Raw genomic sequence first — 18,114 nt, 5'->3', positions numbered from 1 at the left:
TTTAGTTTATAGAATATTTATTCTTGATAAATAGTAAACAAAACAGTCTGTCCGACTGCTTTGAGTGATCTTTTGTCAATCAAATCCATATTGTCTGCATGGGTATGGTGGTAATGCCCAAATCCGTAGTCAGGCGAGAACTCAATGATATTGATCATTGGGATACCTGCATTTCTATTGACAAAAACGTGATCATCTATGATTTCGGGTGAGTCCCGCATGATGAAGAAGTCTGAATATCCCAATTCTGAACCGAAATTCCATACTTTATTCACTATGTTTTTGCCGTACTGCATTGAATAGCCTTCTCTGTAAAACCTGGCTCCTTTGGCACCGACCAAGTCTACCAATATGCCATAATATGCATTGTAGCCATTTTGATGAGGGGTTTTGGACCAGTGTTGCGAACCTAGACACCACCATATTTGGCTTGAATTCCTCAAGTTGGCATTTTCTGGTTCTCCATCATCTTCTCCATCAAAAAGGATAATGTCTATACCTACTTCAGGCTGATTTTCATAGGTGCCGATAATTCTGGCAATTTCGAGCAAGACCCCAACTCCCGATCCACCGTCATTTGCCCCGTCTATGGGTTCGTCAATTCTTTCGGTGTCTTTGTCAGCAATTCTTCTGGTATCCCAGTGTGCTGCTAACAGAATCCTTTTGGAAGCTTCAGGCCTGTAGGAAGCAATTATATTGCTCAGGTCCCATTTCAATCCATCATAAGTAGTGGCTTGGAAGTCTTGGGTTTGTACTTTAAGACCAAATGACTCGAATTTTTCAATCAGCCAATCTCTTGTATCTCTATGCCCTTGGGTATTGGGAACCCTAGGCCCGAAATCCACTTGTTGCTGAATATAAGCATAAGCTGAGTCAGCCGAAAATTCAGGTACCTCACGGTAAGAAATCGGTTCAACATTGGTCTCGGTTGCTTTGTCAGATCCGCAGGACCAAAAGAAAAGCAGGCCAACGAAAATTAAGTAATATTTATTCTTCATAAGCCCAGTCAATTTTATCTTTCATGTCTTTTACTACAATCCCCATACTTTTTAAGGCAGCCCTTATTTCATCCACTTTTTGGTAATTTCGAGCTGTTTTTGCTTCTGAATATACTTGAAGCAATACGCTCAATAATGACTCTTGATGATCTGTTTTTTCTTCCTTGAGTCCCAATATTTCTATCACAAAAAGGGAAAAGGTATCCAAAAGATCTTGGAAGGTTTCCTCGCCCAATTGAGCCGGGTGAAGCTGACCAGTATGTAGAGAGTTGATTTTTTTTAACAAATTGAATATATGTCCAATGGCTTGTGCAGTATTGAAATCATCATCCATAGACTTATATGCCTGTTCAATGCTTGATTTAACCTGTTTGACCTGATTTTCATCTAGGGCAATGTTTTCATCGGCAATGAATGATAGCTTTTGACTGATTCGAAGACCATTGATGATTTTTTTATATCCTTTTTGAGCTGCTTTCAGTGCTTCATTTGAAAAGTCCAATGTAGACCGATAGTGTGCTGTCAACATGAAATATCGGATGGTCATCGGACTGTAAGCCTGTTCCAATAATTTATGTTCACCGGTAAACAATTCCTGAAGGTTAATAAAGTTACCCAATGACTTCCCCATTTTTTGACCATTGATGGTAATCATATTATTGTGCATCCAGTATTTAGCTGGATCTTGATGGTTACAAGCATTGCCTTGAGCAATTTCACATTCATGATGCGGGAACATCAGGTCCATGCCACCCCCATGAATATCAAAATGTTTTCCAAGGTATTTAAACGACATGGCTGTACATTCCAAATGCCAACCAGGAAAACCCAGTCCCCAAGGTGATTCCCATTTCATCAGGTGTTCGGGAGCAGCATTTTTCCAAAGTGCAAAATCCGCTGCGTTGCGTTTTTCTCCCTGTCCATCCAAGTCTCTACTGCCACTCATCAAGTCCTCCAATACTCTGCCCGAAAGCTTACCGTACTGTTTTTCCTCGTTGTACTTCAACACGTCGAAATACACTGACCCATTGACTTCATAAGCCAATCCTTGTTTGAGAATGTCTTGTACCAAAGCAATTTGCTCAGGAATGTGTCCTGTAGCCCTCGGTTCTATGCTAGGTTTGTTGGTGTTGAGAAGGTCCATGTCCCTGTGGTAGGAGTCAGTATACTGTTGGGCTACCTCCATGGGTTCAAGTTGCTCCAACTTTGCTCTTTTTGCAATCTTGTCTTCTCCTTCATCCGCATCACCAGTGAGGTGTCCCACATCGGTAATATTGCGAACATAGCGAACTTTATATCCAAGGTGACTCAAGTAGCGGTACACAGTATCAAAAGTGACTGCAGGTCTGGCATGACCCAAATGGGCATCACCATATACCGTTGGCCCACATACATACATGCCTACAAATGGGGGATTTATGGCTTCGAAAACCTCTTTTTTCCTGCTTAGGGTATTGTGTATCTTCAGTTGGTGTTGTTTCATTTTAACTTAGTGGGTCTACCGAATGTCTGGTCTTATGAGTCAAACTATTAACTAAACCGCAAAATAGCGTATAGAATTCGTTAAATGAAAGAAATGTCTTCGTATAGGTCGATTTGAAATGAATAGTCCTTGCAAATCAGCAAAGCCTGTGGTTTTCCTTCTACAAAGTTTTTCTCAGAAATTCAGAAGTCAATGACACATGCTGTCTTGTATTTTATGCCGGTGATTTTGAAAAATAAAGATTAAATCCCAGTGCTTGTACGCATGGAAAATGAATTGCTTTTGTTCTGTTTTTTGGCTCTGCAAAGAATTTCCAGTCCATCAGGAAATACCCCTGTCATATCCATAACTACTTTTATTAGTTGGTAATTTTTGGTAGCTTAAGGGTGTATCGAAATTATAAAATACCCATAGGTTTTATCTATTGGTTTTTAATAATGATATCAATTATATTACTGTTCTAATTGAAAATTAATCCTAACAATAAACAAACCTGAAAATTTATTATGGCAGAAAAAGATATCAACCCAAATGGGCCAAAAAGCTACGATATGAATAGTGGTGGAAATGGCTCAGCTAGCGGAGACATCAGTAAGTGCCCATTTCACAATGGTGAAATGAGGCAAGCTGCTGGAGGCGGACCAAGTAATCATGATTGGTGGCCAAATCAGCTGAAATTGAATATTTTAAGACAGCATTCCAGCAAATCCAATCCTATGGGCGAGGATTTTAACTATGCAGAAGAGTTCAAATCCCTTGACCTAAAAGAAGTAAAAGCTGAGATAGAAAGAGTACTTACCACATCTCAGGATTGGTGGCCTGCAGATTATGGGCATTATGGACCATTTATCATCAGGATGTCATGGCACAGTGCAGGTACCTACCGGGTAACTGACGGCAGGGGTGGAGGAAGCACCGGATCCCAACGTTTTGCACCGCTCAATAGTTGGCCGGATAACGCTAATTTGGATAAGGCACGATTGCTCCTATGGCCAGTAAAAGAAAAGTACGGCCGTAAACTTTCTTGGGCTGACCTTTTGATTTTGGCAGGAAATGTAGCACTGGAATCTATGGGACTGGAAACCTCTGGATTTGGTGGTGGTCGTGAAGACATTTGGGAACCTGAGGAAGATGTTTACTGGGGTTCTGAGGCCGAATGGCTGGGGGATAAAAGATACACTGGAGACAGAGAACTTGAAAATCCTCTAGGTGCGGTGCAAATGGGCTTGATCTATGTGAACCCAGAAGGGCCAAACGGCGAGCCGGATCCGTTGGCAGCAGCCAAGGATATCAGAGAAACTTTTGGCAGAATGGCGATGAATGACTATGAAACAGTAGCCTTGATTGCAGGAGGTCATACTTTTGGAAAGACGCATGGTGCAGCTGATGCAGGAAAGTATGTTGGAAGAGAGCCAGCAGGAGCATCAATAGAGGAAATGAGTATGGGCTGGAAAAACTCTTTTGGAAAGGGACACTCTGAAGATACGATTACATCTGGTCTGGAAGGGGCTTGGACTACTACCCCTACTAAATGGAGTAACAATTATTTCGAGAACCTTTTCAGTTTCGAATGGGAACTCTACAAGAGTCCCGCAGGTGCGCATCAGTGGAGGCCCAAAGACGGCGGTGGAGAAGGAACAGTTCCAGATGCCCATGATCCAAACAGGAAGCATGCACCATTCATGTTGACCACAGATATTGCCTTGAGGGCAGATCCAGATTATGAAAAAGTTTCCAGGCACTTTTTTGAAAACCCAGATGAGTTCGCCGAAGCATTCTCCAAAGCTTGGTTTAAACTTGTCCACAGAGATATGGGACCTAAATCTTTGTATTTGGGGCCAGAAGTACCTCAAGAGGATATGATTTGGCAAGACCCTATTCCAGCTGTCAATCATGAATTGGCCAATGAAACTGATATCCAAGGGCTGAAAGCGAATATTTTGGCTTCAGGATTGAATGTTTCCGAATTGGTACTTACAGCATGGTCTTCTGCTTCTACATATAGAAATTCTGATAAAAGAGGGGGTGCAAATGGCGCTCACATCAGATTAGAACCTTGTAAAAACTGGGAAGCCAACAATCCTGAATTGTTGACAAGGGTATTGGAAAAGCTTGGAAGTATCCAAGAAGAGTTCAACAGTACTGCAGGTGGAAACAAGAAAATCTCCATGGCAGATTTAATAGTACTTGGAGGCTGTGCTGCGATTGAAAAAGCGGCAAAAGATGCAGGATTTGATATTTCTGTACCTTTTACACCAGGAAGAATGGATGCTTCACAAGACCAGACAGAGGTGGATTCTTGGCAGTTTTTGGAGCCGAGAGCTGATGGCTTCAGAAACTACAAAAATGAAAAATATCCGACCAAGTCAGAGGATTTGCTGATAGATAAAGCGCAATTATTGACGCTTACAGCACCTGAGATGACAGTTCTGGTAGGAGGTATGCGAGTATTGGGAGCCAATTTTGATGGATCTAAGCACGGTGTGTTTACTTCAACCCCTGGTAAATTGACCAATGATTTCTTTGTAAATCTCTTAGACCTTAGCACTACATGGCGAGCGACTAATGATTCCAATAATGTATTTATGGGAAGTGACCGCAAGTCAGGGGAGATCAAATGGACTGGCACGAGAGTAGACCTGATTTTCGGTTCCAATTCTGAATTAAGGGCAATAGCTGAAGTCTACGGCAGTTCTGACGGCAAAGAGAAGTTTGTAAAGGACTTTGTGGCAGCTTGGGATAAGGTGATGAGCCTTGATAGATTTGATTTGAAATAAATTGATAGAATAAGAATGTAGGAAGAGTGGCTCTCGATTGGGAGCCACTTTTTTTGTTAAATTGAGGGTAAACTGAGTTTCTGTCCTGATAAGAAAGATTTCCGAAACCTACTTCAGGTCTTAAGCTTCGGGTTTGTGTTGTCCTGATGAGTTATTCATTTCCAATGAACTCGAAATATCATTTTTTTCATATAACTCGTGGATCACCAAAATTACAAATCCGAATAAAACAGCTCCTATAATTAGTGCATTATTGACCAGTCCATCAACTGAAAATGAAATCTTGATTAAAATAGTGGAGATGACAAAACCTGAATTTCTAATAATCTTATGAAATTCATCTGAGTAAAAAAACGATGAAAGCAGCAACAAAACATCTACTACTATGAGTATGGTAAAAAAATCTTCGAAGAAAATGTTATTGATGTTTTCAAACGCAATAATGCCATTACGAAAATTTTGAATGGTGGCATTGGCCCATATGTATAAGGTGTAGCTGGCGATAATTGCTAAAATTGGTACCAAGGCAATTGCTATCATTTTTTTGAGGTTGATAAATCTCGTGATTCTTTCTCCTTTATTTTCAGTGATATCTGCTTTTGGTTTTATCCGCGCACTATTTTTTTTATAAAATAAGTAGATTAAAATAAATAGGATAAGCGAAGTGGCCACATCATAAGTAAACTGTAGGTCATTGCTATTTTGAAACCAGTCTGTATTCAATTCCAAGTTAGAAATATCTTTGAAAATTCTTCGGATCACAATCAGAGTGATGATTTCATATTGCTTTCCTATGTAGGTGGTGATTGATTGAGGCAAAAAGAAAACCAAAAGGTATACCTCGTAAACAAGGATAAAAGAGAAGGGGGTATAAATTGCCGCTATAGGGTTCTTAAATAGTTTTGAATCTACTACAATTACATCAGTATTGACCAAAATGATCAAGATTAAATGAACGATGTAACTGATAATGGCTATTGCAAGAATGATTCTCTCACTCTGCTCTTTTACTTCGGGAGACAGTAGCTTTTGCGCTAAAGTATCCAATAGATTTTTAGAATTCATTTAGGACATATTGAACCGAGTATTTTGAATGAATACGAGGGTGAGGTTTCGAAAGGCTTAACCGCTTGTGTGTCTAAAAGTTTCTAAACAGGTAAAATACCAATAGTCGATTGCTAAAGTGAGGGTTTACTTGGAAAAGATCAATTCAAATTAAGTCCCAAGGCAATTCCTAACCATGGTTTGTTTTCATATATCCAAATACTGCTGTTTTGGTCAAGTAAATTATCAAAGCCAAAAGCTATTCCCACAGAAAAGTTGTTTAACCCTATGATTACTGCAAGTCCTTTGCTCCAGACCAGTCCGTCATATTCTTGCAACAACCTGTCATTGGTGGTTGTAGGGGACATGAAGGTGTTTCCGATTCCAGTAAATAATCCCATCGAATAGCCTAGATGGGTAATTCTTTGTTCCTGAATATTTAAAGAATTGGGCTTTCTTTTTATGTAGTACCTGTCAGTTCTGTAACCCAAAAACACAGAGCCATTGAGCTCACTATTGAGCTGTGTGGGGACATTTTTGGTAGGGAATCTGAATTTGGCGGGCACAACCAAAAAGTCTATGTCAAAACTGTTTTGGGAAAGTGTGAATTCTAAATCCTCCTTGCTTTCATATTCGGAAGTTTGAAGTTTAAGCGAGCGGACAGTGTCGATTGCAGCTTTATTATTATATGTGGTAGCAGGATAAACTAAAACACTGTCTTCAATCACATCCACGTATACCTTTTCTTTTTTGTGTTCTGTGATTTTTATATAAAAACCATCAGTGAGTTCCTGTTTGGCTGATTTTTGTAAAATATTACAGCCACTGAATAGGATGACAATTACAAGGAGCGTAAGAAAGAGTTTTGCCATAATGTATGAATCAGTTCTTTTCCATTATACAAAATTGATCGCTAAAAAAAAATTGTGGAAATTTTACTGTTAATCATTTCCATAAAAGGCTTTCTAAATTAAATCAGGTAGGCATATCATTTCCACTTTCATTTTCATTTGTTTTCAAAATCGCCCTGATACGGTCAATATGAACTTGGGACATTTTCACCCTTTCTAAGGCAGATTGAGAACCCACCCCTTTTTTTCTTCGGGCCATTTCAGTCAACAAGTTTTTATGTTCCTCAAACATCCGCAATGCAGTCCACATCGTTTCTTCAATCTTGTTTGTCTGTTCGGCCAATAAAAATGCCGCCGTATAAGCATGACCGGTGTGGCACCGAAACCGTAAGTTGCTATCCTTGCCCACTTTCCATAATACGCCACCACAACCTGGACAGTTGAACGGGACTTGATCACCCAATTTGTCTACTGAATTCAGATCGCTCAGTACACGATCAGCTATTTTTGCTTCAATCAGTATCTCTTCCGGGATCTTTTTTCGTTTTGGTAATTTCCTCGAAACCAATTTGGTAAGTAAAGTTCCCATATCAGCTATGGGGAGGCAATAATCCACCCTTACATTATTCAGGGCATTTCTTGGCATATCCGGATACTCGGCCTCGTTGGGATCCTGAACAATGCATACTCCACCGCATTTTTTTATCGCTTTCATACCTGATGTTCCATCATCAAGATACCCTGTCAATAAAACCCCAATAGCCCCTGAGCCAAATTCCACGGCAGCTGAACGAAACAAAGGGTCAATTGCAGGACGGGATCTGTTTTCATGCGCCCCTTTGGTGACCAGCATTTTGTGTCCTTTTCCAATCAAAAGGTGATGGTCGGAAGGTGCGAAATATAGGTTTCCAGGTTTCAAGCCCTCACCGTTTATTGCATGCATACAATTGATAGTATCAAGTTTGTTGAGTGCATCAAGAAGTATGTTTCCTGTAGCATCAGGAGAAATATGCCTGACAACCAATACGGGCAAAGGGAAGTCTTTTGGGATTTGGATGATAAGTTCTTTCAATGCACGCAGCCCACCTGCTGAAGTACCGATGACGACCGCTTGATTTGGGCTCTCAGGCTTTTTTTCTGTAGATTTTTCTTTCATTGCTTCTATAGGCTAGAGGACAATTAAGTGCAAAAACCATGGCAATCTCTTGCCTGATTGCTTTTTTAAAAAAATACTAGACGGACGTTATGCCAAATTGAAGAGGTTGAGCCAATAAGTATATTGTGGACAGACTATTTTCATTTTATGGCTCTCCTAAATGGGTTTTATTGCTGACCTGTCATTTAAGAAATACCTTTTAATTACAATATGGAGTCTCTTTTTCACTCCATTCAAAAAATGCAGATATTTACTCTGTACATACCGCTGATGACTGCCTTGATGCCAGCTGCCATCCATTGTCTGAACTTATCCATACATTGGTAAATCTTCTTGGTATCCATTCATCTTTATTGGAGGTCATATTACCCGGTTGTTGCAATTCTTTGCCCATTACAATCGCAATGTTTTGATTGAAGGTGATTTTTTCTATGATTCTTTCGACGGCTGGAAATACATGTCCGCTTTTCATCAAAGCAACGATATCTTTGGTGGTTACAATTTTTCCATTTGGATTATTTACAACATAATCATCGGTCCAAATCTGCAATAGGGAAGTGGTGTCGCCTTGATCAAGTAATTCAGTCCAATGTGTTTCCAATCGTCTGATTTCTTGTTCATCCTTTGACTGCCCACAGGCAATTGTAGCCACTAAAAAAAATCCGAATATTAAGGTTAGAGTCTTCATAGGTTTTGGAAATTGAGGTAAATTATTTTCAGCTAAAATAAACATAGCTTTTTAACGAAACTGAAAATTTTGTTTTTTTAACTACAGCCTTTTGAGAAAAATATATCATTTTGAAAGTATTAGAAACAAGAATAATGTTCATATATGTATAATTTACAAGGAATACCTTTTTCTTGTTTGAAAACTTTTTTGTCAATCAAAAGGAATTTACCTTTTCAATTTGGGTTGAATCTAATAATCCCCATTTGTAAGGTATCTGATTTTGGACTTACCAACTCCATCCAAAAGTGGTTTGAAGTATATAGTCAGTTGTCCTGGATAATTGAAATGGCTGATTGTCATAGTTTACCGTAAGTCCTGTTTTGATATAAAAATCAAGAGGCAGTTTATACATAAGGTCCAATCTATAATCAGCTCTTATTCTATTTCTCTCTGTTATACTTGGGTAAACAAAAATATTGGTCAGTAAACTTAAGTCACCTTTGTCAAAAATATTGAGCTCAGTGGCTATCCAAGCTTCTGCACTTTGCCTGTCCATCGATTCTCCTACAAAATTCTCATTGTTGAATGCAAACCCACCGAAAACCCTCCAATAAAGAGAATTTGATTTGATCAGGTCATTGCCTGCGCCTACAAGTGTGTTTAGCCTTAAGTCGAGAAATTGCTCTGTGTTGTAGAGATACTCCATTCTGCCCAATAGAAACCAATCTTTACGTGTGAAATAGACTGCGGTCAAATTGCCATCTCCACGCCTGATATTTTCAATTTCCTCCTGTGCGGTGACCAACTTGTTAAATGAAGCATCCAAAGACCATTCTCTGGAAACATAGCTGAAACGGCTACGGGTAGTGAATTGTCTCTGGTTACGCGCTCTAGTCAATGTAAAGCCTAAGTCAATCCCTGCACTGATTCTATCAAGAAATCCTCTTTCTAAAGATTTGATATACAATACTTCTTCTAAGGGGAATGTGTATTCTTCTCCGTCCTGTGTAGTTACCTTGATAACACCGGTTTCCGGACTACTGATTTTCCCATAAACCCGTCTTGCTGATTTGGTGGAGGTTATAAAAAGTGATTCGGAAAATAAGGATTGAACTTCATTCCATTTGACCTTAAAGTCACTTTTGCTATAAGGCGTTTTGAAAGTCAAAACTCCTTTTTCCATCGATTTGACTTCACCCAAGAGGTAGTGATTGTTTTTTACGATCAGAGAGTCTTTTTGAGCATTGGTTGTGGTCGAACTGAGAAAGACTAGCAAGAAGATGATTGGCGTCAAGTATTTGTACATAGATTTAAATTTGATTCCAAACTTCTATAAAAAGACTGTTGTTCCAAGTCTAATGATGTTTACTTCGTTTGTGAAATTTGGAAACCACCCAACATTCATTTTGAATTTGTTGGGGATGATAATTTTATTCAGATTGAATTCACCGGCCCAAACTGTCCTCCAGTTTCCATCTGTGTTGAGGAAAGTGGGTATTGGGTTGATGAATAAGAAGGTAGATTTATTAAATACATAACTGGCATTGAACTGTAGGCCAAGACCATTGCTGTTGAATTTGAGGTCTTCAGGTATCAAATCGGTAGTAGGTTTTGTAAGGTGCACATAACTGATACCTGGAAAAAGAGAAAGTCTTTCACTTGCGAGAATGCCCAAAACTACACCGCCTGCCACTGACCAGACACTTGAACCAAGCCCATTTTCAAAAGAACCAACAGGAATGCTGACATCTGCAAAGGGCACAATTGCGATGATTTTTTCCGTTACATTTCTTTTTGCGGCGTTGAAATATCGAATACGCATATCAGAAACACCAAAACTACTTGTCCTCTGATTATACAGAAAGGGAACTTCTACCAAGAGAAGATTATCTGGATCAAATGCATATTGAATGATCGACCGAAGACCAAAAAGATCCTGTGTATTTGAACTCTGGTATTCAAATACAGTATTTAATTGTGTGTATAAATTGGTAGGTTTTGATGGATCAATATCTCCGTGAATTACTGAAGATTCGCTTTCCTGAGCATGTAAATTCAGGGGAAATGCAAGATATACCAAACAAACAAAAATTTTAAGTTTCACCTTCTGAGTAGTTTTTGAAGAGTATTACTCCAAGTTGTTTTTATAAATGATGCCGTCTTTCATAATCAGGAGAAAGTTTTTTTCCGGATCCTCTATCAACTTGATATTTTCAATTGGATTGCCATCTACCAAAATCAGGTCAGCATAAGCTCCCTCTTCTATCACACCTAATTTACCCTCCATATACGGATTACGTGGTCCTGATAAGGTTAATAATTCCGCATTGTTGGAAGTGGCCATTTTCAATACCTCAAAAGGTGTAAACCAGCGTGTCATTTTGGATAATTGCTTACCCTGTTTGACAGCCAAGCCTGGATCAAAAAGGCAATCAGTTCCCCATGCTATTTTGATATTGTATTTTTTCGCAAGGTTGTAAGCATTATCGGTACCTTTGGTTACCATGAGTTGCTTCAGCCTGTTGTAAGTTCCATCTCGAAATGGAATGGCTTCCTCATCATCTAAAAAAGGCTGTAAACTCCACCAAATATCTTTTTCAGCCATTAGCTTGACTGTGGCCTCATCAGAAAGGTGTCCATGTTCAATACATTTCACCCCAGCATTGATAGCCTTGGTGACTGCAGCAGGGGTATAGGCATGTACTGTTACATAAGTACCCCAGTTTTCTGCAGCGGATACAGCTGCACTGAATTCTTCTTCTGTATACTGGGTCACATCAATCGGATCGTAGTCAGAAGCTACACCTCCGCCTGCCATCAACTTCAATTGTGTAGCCCCTTGGCGGAGCTGCTCCCGACTTCTCAGCAATACCTGATCTACTCCATCAGCCAAAGCGGCCATTCCGTTTCTTTCTGCATAAGACATGTCTCCAATTTTCCTAGGCGAATCGGTAGGGAGACCAAAATCTCCATGTCCACCGGTTTGAGAAATAAATGCTCCACTGGAAAAGACCCGCGGACCGATGACCAAGCCTGTATTGATGGCTTTAGCCAAAGTAAGTGAGCCTCCGCCCAGATCTCTAACGGTAGTAAAACCTCTCAGCAATTGCTTTTCTGCAGCTTTTGCGGCAAACAAATTGAGAAATGCAAAGTCAGAGGTCATGGCCTGCATTTGAGGAATCGACTCAAACAATAAATGGGTATGCATGTCAATCAAACCCGGCATGATGTACTTACCCTCTCCAGAGATAAGTTGGGCGTCAGCACTTTCAGACGTCGGGATGGGGTTGCTTGAAATCAGTTTGATCAGGTTGTTTTCAATCAGAATATTGGCATTTACCAAGTTTTCATCTTTTCCATTGAAGATATTTACATCAGAAATGATTATTTTTTTCTTTTCAGTCTCTGTTTGGGCTTTTAGTGTAGAAAAACCACAAAGCAAAAGCAAAGGGAGGAACAGTAAGGGTTTTTTCATAAAAAACTGTATAATATAATTTAAGTATTCTTTATTAATCGTTTATAGTGTATCTATCAGAATAATATTCTAGTTTATGGTTGTATTTTGATATTTTAGTCAAATCAATTTAAATATAATATTATAATTAAACCACGATTTTTTAAGTTATTTAGAAGATTTGTAATTCTGCCACTTACTTGGTTGAAGATCGTTCCTGAAAATTGTAGGATGAGCCAATTGCTAAAACTATGTATTGTCTAAAAAAAGAATGATATGTGTTTTTGAAGATGTTAGTATTTTGAGCCAATATCATTTAGGGGCTTGGCCGTGGCGGACCCAACTCATCTCCCGTCGAACAAGTATCTATTAGTATCGGTTTGCCCAAAAATCATCGTTAATTGCATGATTGCGGATAATTTTATTAGTCATTCAATTTTTTTTTCTCAGCAAATTGGATATTAGACATTTATCTGGGTTTATTCCTTAGGTCCTCGATATAACTTGTTAACTTGTACAAAATTTAAAAAAATTATGAAATTTCAAATAAAAATTAATTCTTCCAGAATTCTCGATGAAGTTTCAGGTTATTGGACTACAGATGATTACGTTACGCTATTGGGTCTTTTCGGCTTTCCGGATGCTGAAAGTGCTAGTCAGGATACTTTAAGAGAATTACTGATGATGGCCATCACCGATTATGAACCCAATGAAGCGGCTGCAATTGTGTTGGAGTACAAACTTAGTGATGACTTGAACAAAGGGCAAATTGAACAGATTTCCAACGACATGTTGCTTGATAAGATAGCTGAAGAGTACCCTGAAATTAACCTTCATGGCACACTTTTTCACATCAATCAACTCTTGTTCAAAGCTTTCAATGGCAAATTCCCAAATACAAAAGCCATCCAGTTTGAGTGTTCCATCACACCGATTGATAAAGGAGTGGATATTGATTTGACAAAGGAATTCATTCTCAAATTATTGAATGAAGGACTCTCAGAGCGGAGTTTGATTAAAAGGCTATTTGGAGAAAAGATATCCGGAGCCACTCCTTTTCCTGAGGCTGAAGACATACTATGGGATTTAGATACAGCAGATGGGGAAAACTTTAAAATTCTCACCTCTGAGTATTGGTTAGGTCAAGAGGATCTGATTGCCCAAGAGTTTGAAGGTGAATATCAAAAGGCTGAAGCCGAAGAGGAAGAATGATGTTTATAGGTGCGATAATTAAACGCTGAGCGAATAGAGAGAAGGAGAGTGGGTATCGTCATTGCCTGATTTTTATGCTACCCTTTTCTTTTTAAATACGTAAATCCACTTGTATGTCAGTTTAATCTATATAATTGAATTGACCTGTGATTTCGAACCAATTTCATTAAGTATCGAACATGCCTCCCGGAGGGCAGTTATCTATTGGTATCGGTTTGCCTAAAAATCATCGTTTAATTGCAAGGCTGTCGGATAATCATAGTATAAATCTACATGTTAGCTGATTTTTTATCTCCATTTGTTTACGTGTTCTACTTTGTCTTCAAATTGTGCCGCTAATGACTTTACTCTTGACTTCAAAAGTATTTTTCTGCCGTCTAGTGTCCTTGTAAAAATCAAGTCGCAAGAACCAACAAGTCTTTCCCATTGGTTTTTGAAATATTCAGCTGAAGCCTTGTTTCGCCCTAGTATTTCAGGTACAGAATGATAATCTTTTTGTTTCACAAACAACATAAACTTATTCTTTCTGATAATGACATATCTTGGATTATCAATAGGAGCAATCACCTCTTGAAGTGCGTTGATAAAGGTTGATTTATCGAATGTTGTTCCACCTTCTAAATGACAATAAACAGCTCCCCACTTGTCAACTGAAGTTTCTACTCTTAATTTTGAATAGTCTGTATTTATTGTTCCAGCTTTGATTAATGAGTTCAAAAGTGCATCCCCTATTTGTTGAATGTCTTTTGAAATGTCTCTGTATTTGATATAAAGCCTAAATGTCTTAAATGTCAGTCTTCCGAAAACAAGCACTCCTAAGGCTCCGAAAACAGAGAGGAAAATATGAAAATCCTGAATGGTTTTGATATTTCTGAGAACTCTACTTAGACCTTGCAAAGTATCCATGCCAAAACCAATAACCCCTAAAACTAATGTCGCTATAAGATTTTGAATTGTTTTAGTCAAATACATTGACTTTACAGCATTGTATTTCTTTTTTTCAGTGAACGGGATCTTGATTTCTTCAACAAGTGTAACTCCTGTCTCGAGTGCTGTTTTCCATCTTTGATTTAAGTTTTCTCTTTCACCTGCATAGGAAAACATTTTGGTATTTATTTTCTCGACCTCTTCCTTCCTGTCAATACTTTCTGATAAGTTTAGGCGTCCAATTCCATTTTCAATGCCTGGGTCTTCTTTGAATGAAACACCTACAAAGCTTCTAAATCGCCTTTTTAGCAATTCAAAATCGTCTCCACCAGTCTGTGAGGTTGGGTCAAGACACACCAAGTGCCAAATATTCCCCGTTTTATTGCCATTTCCCTTTTGTGTCCTTATAGCTCGACCTCTCATTTGATTGGAAAGTACAAAAGAACCTACAAAACTTGCCAAAATCAGAGAATTGATAGCAGGTGCATCCCAACCTTCACCAAGCAAGGATTTTGTACCAATCAAAACTTCGATTTCACCCATCTGAAATATTTGGGTTACGATGTGAACAATATCGTGCTTGAGTTGCTCGGTTTGGTTGATTAATAAATAATTGCTATCAAATGGTACTGGACTGGAATTGATATGGGTTATGGCATATTTCTCTGCTTTTGCTTCAAATGCTACATATGCACCCACCGGAATAATAATCATAGAACCTGTGAGCACAGCAATTTTTTTATTCTCTATGTTTTCCCGTCTTAGTTTTTCAAAGATTGGAATGACCCCAATTCTGTTCAGGTCTAAATTATTTTCAGGTTCGTTGATGTAAAATTCTTTTTGGATAAAATCAGAAAGAATCACCAAGCGTAAGTCATTGCCTAACTTTTGGTATTCAAAATCAACAATATCTTTGATGCTGTTAAGTTTGCTGATACTCGAGGTCAAAAATCCTGTTATTCTTCTATTGTGTAAAAAGTTGATTTGTCGCCTTTCAATTGCTCCATTTCTTCTCAGTCGGTTTTCAAGTGTCGTTTGATGCTCTTCATATTCCTTGAAGTGTTCCTTTTCTTTGTAGAGATAAAAATCTAAAAGTGTTTCTATCCATTCGTAATCGAGTTTGGGAATTTCAAACTTTTTATCGCCAATCACTTCAATATGTGTGTCGGGAATTTCTTTTTCATTTGATTTCAGAAATATTAAGCAAGCCGAGTAATAGGAAAGATTGTTATAGATCCAGTCCAATTGCTCCGCAGGGTTTTGCCAAATGGGATGTTGTTCGATTGCCCGAATTATGGTTTCATCATATTTGATTTCCTGAAAAAGCTTTTCAATGTTTTTTCTGAAGTCAAAAATACTTTGGAGTTCTTTACCTGAAGGCATGGAAAAATGCACATAGTCTTGATGAGGGCATAAATCACCTTCAATTACTAAATCAGGAACAGAGATTTCTGAATCGACAGGTCCGTTTAAATCAATATAGCGTTGCCATTCGGTAGCTGATACGTCATAGGGTGGTGTTGCAGTCAAGCCAACAGTTATAGGGTCTAATTTTTCCTTAACCTTTGTAAGTGTTTTCCACCATTCATTTTTTAAATGGTGCGCTTCATCTACCACAATAGTCTTAATATTCTGAGATATTAGTCCTTTTACTATACTTTCAAGGTTTGGATTTGTTGATGGACCATTTCCATTTGTGTCTTCGGTTTCTTTCTCTTCTACGTCTATTTCCTCTTCAATTCTCCAGTTGTTGCAAGCTGCATGAAGACCTTGATAAGTGACAACTGTCAAAAATTTCGGATTACGGATGTCTCTTGAAATCCAATCTGGTGTCAGATTGCTTTGAAGGAAAAGTTCACAGAATCGCTGTATCCTTTGATTGCGAATGGCAATGGTTGGAGCAAGAATTAAAGTCGGTTGGTTAAGTCGGATAGCGACTTCAAGTCCTAGGACTGTCTTTCCCGATCCTGGCGGAGCAATTACGTGTAAATGTCCGTCAGTTAAGTGGTCTTGTAAGTCGTCAAGCACTCTCTGTTGGTATTTTCTCCAACGGTATTTAAAATTTTATGTCTTTAGGATATTCTGTCACTGTGTAGTGTGTTGTTTAAACTTACGCCCAACGGTCCGCAGCTTGGCGACGGCTGGCATTCGGACCACCTCCCTTCCAGCCTACCCCAATCGTTAAAAATATACGAATCTCCTCCTTTAAACGAAACTGTCCGCTGTATCCAAGGTGATGTTATATTGCGTATTTCCCTTTTCAAAGTTCAATGGAGATTTTTACCTTCCCACCCAATCCCTTTTCAACAATTTCATAAAGGGTTTTTAGTGTCAAGTTACTTCCGTTGTTCTCCACCCTTGAGATGTAGGTTCTCTTCTTATCCACCAATTCCGCTAATTGCTCTTGGGTGAGATTCTTGTCCTCTCTTGCCTTCTTTAATAGCAACCCAATTTTGAATGACTCAACATCCCTTTCCAATTCATCCCTGCGTTCAGTTCCTTTGACTCCGTACACATCATCTTTGATTTTTTTCCAGCTCTTCGTGTTCATTTTCTTTTCTTTTTTCCTTTTTGAACTTCCTTTTCAGTATAATATTCATCCATCAGTTTGGCAGCCTTTTCAATTTCCTTGGTTGGTGTTTTTTGAGTTTTCTTTTGAAAGCCATTGAGAAGTATCACAAGCTTTCCTTCATCGAAAAAACAAAACACCCTCCATATATTAGATACCAACTAAACCCTTGTTTCATATAGTCCTTTCTTTGTTTTGATAGGTTTCAAGTAAGTCTCCGGAATTCTTTCCAATGTTTCAATCGCTTCAATGACCTTAAAAATCTTATTTTGAACTTTTTCTGTTTGGGCTTTTAAAAAGTTCTCAAAATGGTCCTGATAAGCAATGACTTCCCTTACTTTTCCCATAAAACAAATGTAACTTTAAAGTTACTATTTTCAAAATTAAAAAACTGTTGAGTTAGGTTTGGGGTTCTTAATATGCACTATAACGGGATTCAGCTTGGAGACGGCGGGCATTCGGAGCCGTAATCTTCAAGCTTACTCCATACTTCTTAGAGATACTGATTTTCATTTTTACACTGAACCGCCCGCTGTATCCAAGGTGATGTGTGTGCCTTGAATGGTGAATATAGTTCATTTAAATGGGCGTTCCAACGGGTGAAAGTCCCTTAAGCGCGGGGGTAACGTCCCGAAGCCAAGCAAGTGGCAAGCTGGTTTGCCGTGAGGCATGCAGTGAAGTAAGCCAGACTGCGGTGTCTGTACTGACGAACAGAGCCTGTCCCGAAAATCGGGAAACCATATACGGAGGCTATGAGGTCGGATGAGGTGGCACAGCACACCGAAGTCCAAACTTTCCGAAAGGGAGGAAGTACCGAAGTAGTAGATATGGCAGGGATAGGCACAAGGATATTCACCTTACCAAGGGAGATCTTGGAATAGACTAGGTTTCTATGAGCCAAGAAGTCAGCCGAAGTCATAGTAGCTGGAGAAACGAGCAGGGACTGCCAAAACCATACCCCTGATGGTCTCAC

15 protein-coding genes and 1 pseudogene are annotated in these 18,114 nt (G+C 38.9%); 2 read left to right on the top strand and 14 right to left on the bottom strand.

Features of this window, described 5'->3' with window-relative positions; translation table 11 throughout:
* Window positions 1-17: 17 nt before the first annotated feature.
* Window positions 18-998 (bottom strand): M28 family peptidase, encoded by a 981-nt coding sequence (locus tag CLW00_RS17345; protein ID WP_106134972.1) that lies wholly within the window; start codon window positions 996-998, stop codon window positions 18-20.
* A complete protein-coding gene (cysS, locus tag CLW00_RS17340) occupies window positions 988-2,481 on the bottom strand; it encodes a cysteine--tRNA ligase (protein WP_106134971.1) in 1,494 nt (497 codons plus the stop codon). Before cysS ends, CLW00_RS17345 begins: the two co-directional genes overlap by 11 nt.
* Before the next feature lie 506 nt (window positions 2,482-2,987).
* Between cysS and katG the strand changes: the two genes are divergently transcribed.
* On the top strand, window positions 2,988-5,258 hold the full coding sequence (gene katG / locus CLW00_RS17335; protein ID WP_106134970.1) for a catalase/peroxidase HPI: 2,271 nt from the start codon (window positions 2,988-2,990) through the stop codon (window positions 5,256-5,258).
* A 120-nt stretch (window positions 5,259-5,378) separates the two neighbouring features.
* Here katG and CLW00_RS17330 read toward each other — a convergent pair whose 3' ends face one another.
* The 7 genes from CLW00_RS17330 to CLW00_RS17300 all read right to left on the bottom strand — a co-directional run bounded on the left by CLW00_RS17330 (window position 5,379) and on the right by CLW00_RS17300 (window position 12,454).
* Complete coding sequence (locus CLW00_RS17330) at window positions 5,379-6,323, bottom strand: hypothetical protein (RefSeq protein ID WP_106134969.1); 945 nt, start codon at window positions 6,321-6,323, stop codon at window positions 5,379-5,381.
* A gap of 140 nt (window positions 6,324-6,463) precedes the next feature.
* A complete protein-coding gene (locus CLW00_RS17325) occupies window positions 6,464-7,174 on the bottom strand; it encodes a hypothetical protein (protein ID WP_106134968.1) in 711 nt (236 codons plus the stop codon).
* Between the two features lie 103 nt (window positions 7,175-7,277).
* Complete coding sequence (locus CLW00_RS17320; RefSeq protein WP_106134967.1) at window positions 7,278-8,309, bottom strand: chemotaxis protein CheB; 1,032 nt, start codon at window positions 8,307-8,309, stop codon at window positions 7,278-7,280.
* Window positions 8,310-8,559: 250 nt separating this feature from the next.
* Window positions 8,560-8,997, bottom strand: a complete 438-nt coding sequence (locus CLW00_RS17315; protein ID WP_170073244.1) for a nuclear transport factor 2 family protein — start codon at window positions 8,995-8,997, stop codon at window positions 8,560-8,562.
* Between the two features lie 268 nt (window positions 8,998-9,265).
* On the bottom strand, window positions 9,266-10,285 hold the full coding sequence (locus tag CLW00_RS17310) for a DUF481 domain-containing protein (protein WP_106134965.1): 1,020 nt from the start codon (window positions 10,283-10,285) through the stop codon (window positions 9,266-9,268).
* A gap of 24 nt (window positions 10,286-10,309) precedes the next feature.
* Complete coding sequence (locus CLW00_RS17305; protein WP_106134964.1) at window positions 10,310-11,083, bottom strand: hypothetical protein; 774 nt, start codon at window positions 11,081-11,083, stop codon at window positions 10,310-10,312.
* Window positions 11,084-11,107: 24 nt separating this feature from the next.
* The gene (locus CLW00_RS17300; protein ID WP_106134963.1) at window positions 11,108-12,454 is read right to left on the bottom strand and encodes a metal-dependent hydrolase family protein; all 1,347 of its coding nucleotides are present in this window, start codon (window positions 12,452-12,454) and stop codon (window positions 11,108-11,110) included.
* 513 nt (window positions 12,455-12,967) lie between these two features.
* Between CLW00_RS17300 and CLW00_RS17295 the strand changes: the two genes are divergently transcribed.
* A complete protein-coding gene (locus CLW00_RS17295) occupies window positions 12,968-13,645 on the top strand; it encodes a hypothetical protein (protein ID WP_106134962.1) in 678 nt (225 codons plus the stop codon).
* Window positions 13,646-13,933: 288 nt separating this feature from the next.
* On the opposite strand, the pseudogene CLW00_RS17290 reads toward CLW00_RS17295, so the two are convergent.
* From CLW00_RS17290 to CLW00_RS21450, 5 genes and pseudogenes are all read right to left on the bottom strand, one after another.
* A pseudogene (locus CLW00_RS17290) lies at window positions 13,934-16,615 on the bottom strand (DEAD/DEAH box helicase family protein); the annotation flags it as partial.
* A 217-nt stretch (window positions 16,616-16,832) separates the two neighbouring features.
* Complete coding sequence (locus tag CLW00_RS17285) at window positions 16,833-17,123, bottom strand: helix-turn-helix domain-containing protein (RefSeq protein ID WP_106134960.1); 291 nt, start codon at window positions 17,121-17,123, stop codon at window positions 16,833-16,835.
* On the bottom strand, window positions 17,120-17,302 hold the full coding sequence (locus tag CLW00_RS21825; RefSeq protein WP_342747918.1) for a type II toxin-antitoxin system RelE/ParE family toxin: 183 nt from the start codon (window positions 17,300-17,302) through the stop codon (window positions 17,120-17,122). Before CLW00_RS21825 ends, CLW00_RS17285 begins: the two co-directional genes overlap by 4 nt.
* The gene (locus CLW00_RS21820) at window positions 17,303-17,488 is read right to left on the bottom strand and encodes a hypothetical protein (RefSeq protein ID WP_342747917.1); all 186 of its coding nucleotides are present in this window, start codon (window positions 17,486-17,488) and stop codon (window positions 17,303-17,305) included.
* Window positions 17,489-17,751: 263 nt separating this feature from the next.
* A partial coding sequence (locus CLW00_RS21450; protein WP_170073243.1) for a hypothetical protein occupies window positions 17,752-18,114 on the bottom strand: 363 nt, incomplete at its 5' end.

The organism is Mongoliibacter ruber (assembly GCF_003003005.1).
GTDB classification, from domain to species: Bacteria; Bacteroidota; Bacteroidia; order Cytophagales; family Cyclobacteriaceae; genus Mongoliibacter; species Mongoliibacter ruber.
Note: the sequence above shows the minus strand (reverse complement) of the source record. Positions and strands in the feature narration are given on the sequence as shown.

Bases quoted from the DNA above. Each gene is read 5' to 3' on its own strand.
- CLW00_RS21820 (WP_342747917.1), bottom strand. From the start codon at position 17,488: ATGGGAAAAGTAAGGGAAGTCATTGCTTATCAGGACCATTTTGAGAAC.
- CLW00_RS17345 (WP_106134972.1), bottom strand. From the start codon at position 998: ATGAAGAATAAATATTACTTAATTTTCGTTGGCCTGCTTTTCTTTTGG.
- CLW00_RS17285 (WP_106134960.1), bottom strand. From the start codon at position 17,123: ATGAACACGAAGAGCTGGAAAAAAATCAAAGATGATGTGTACGGAGTC.
- cysS (WP_106134971.1), bottom strand. From the start codon at position 2,481: ATGAAACAACACCAACTGAAGATACACAATACCCTAAGCAGGAAAAAA.
- katG (WP_106134970.1), top strand. From the start codon at position 2,988: ATGGCAGAAAAAGATATCAACCCAAATGGGCCAAAAAGCTACGATATG.
- CLW00_RS17295 (WP_106134962.1), top strand. From the start codon at position 12,968: ATGAAATTTCAAATAAAAATTAATTCTTCCAGAATTCTCGATGAAGTT.
- CLW00_RS17325 (WP_106134968.1), bottom strand. From the start codon at position 7,174: ATGGCAAAACTCTTTCTTACGCTCCTTGTAATTGTCATCCTATTCAGT.
- CLW00_RS17310 (WP_106134965.1), bottom strand. From the start codon at position 10,285: ATGTACAAATACTTGACGCCAATCATCTTCTTGCTAGTCTTTCTCAGT.
- CLW00_RS17330 (WP_106134969.1), bottom strand. From the start codon at position 6,323: ATGAATTCTAAAAATCTATTGGATACTTTAGCGCAAAAGCTACTGTCT.
- CLW00_RS17315 (WP_170073244.1), bottom strand. From the start codon at position 8,997: ATGAAGACTCTAACCTTAATATTCGGATTTTTTTTAGTGGCTACAATT.
- CLW00_RS17300 (WP_106134963.1), bottom strand. From the start codon at position 12,454: ATGAAAAAACCCTTACTGTTCCTCCCTTTGCTTTTGCTTTGTGGTTTT.
- CLW00_RS17320 (WP_106134967.1), bottom strand. From the start codon at position 8,309: ATGAAAGAAAAATCTACAGAAAAAAAGCCTGAGAGCCCAAATCAAGCG.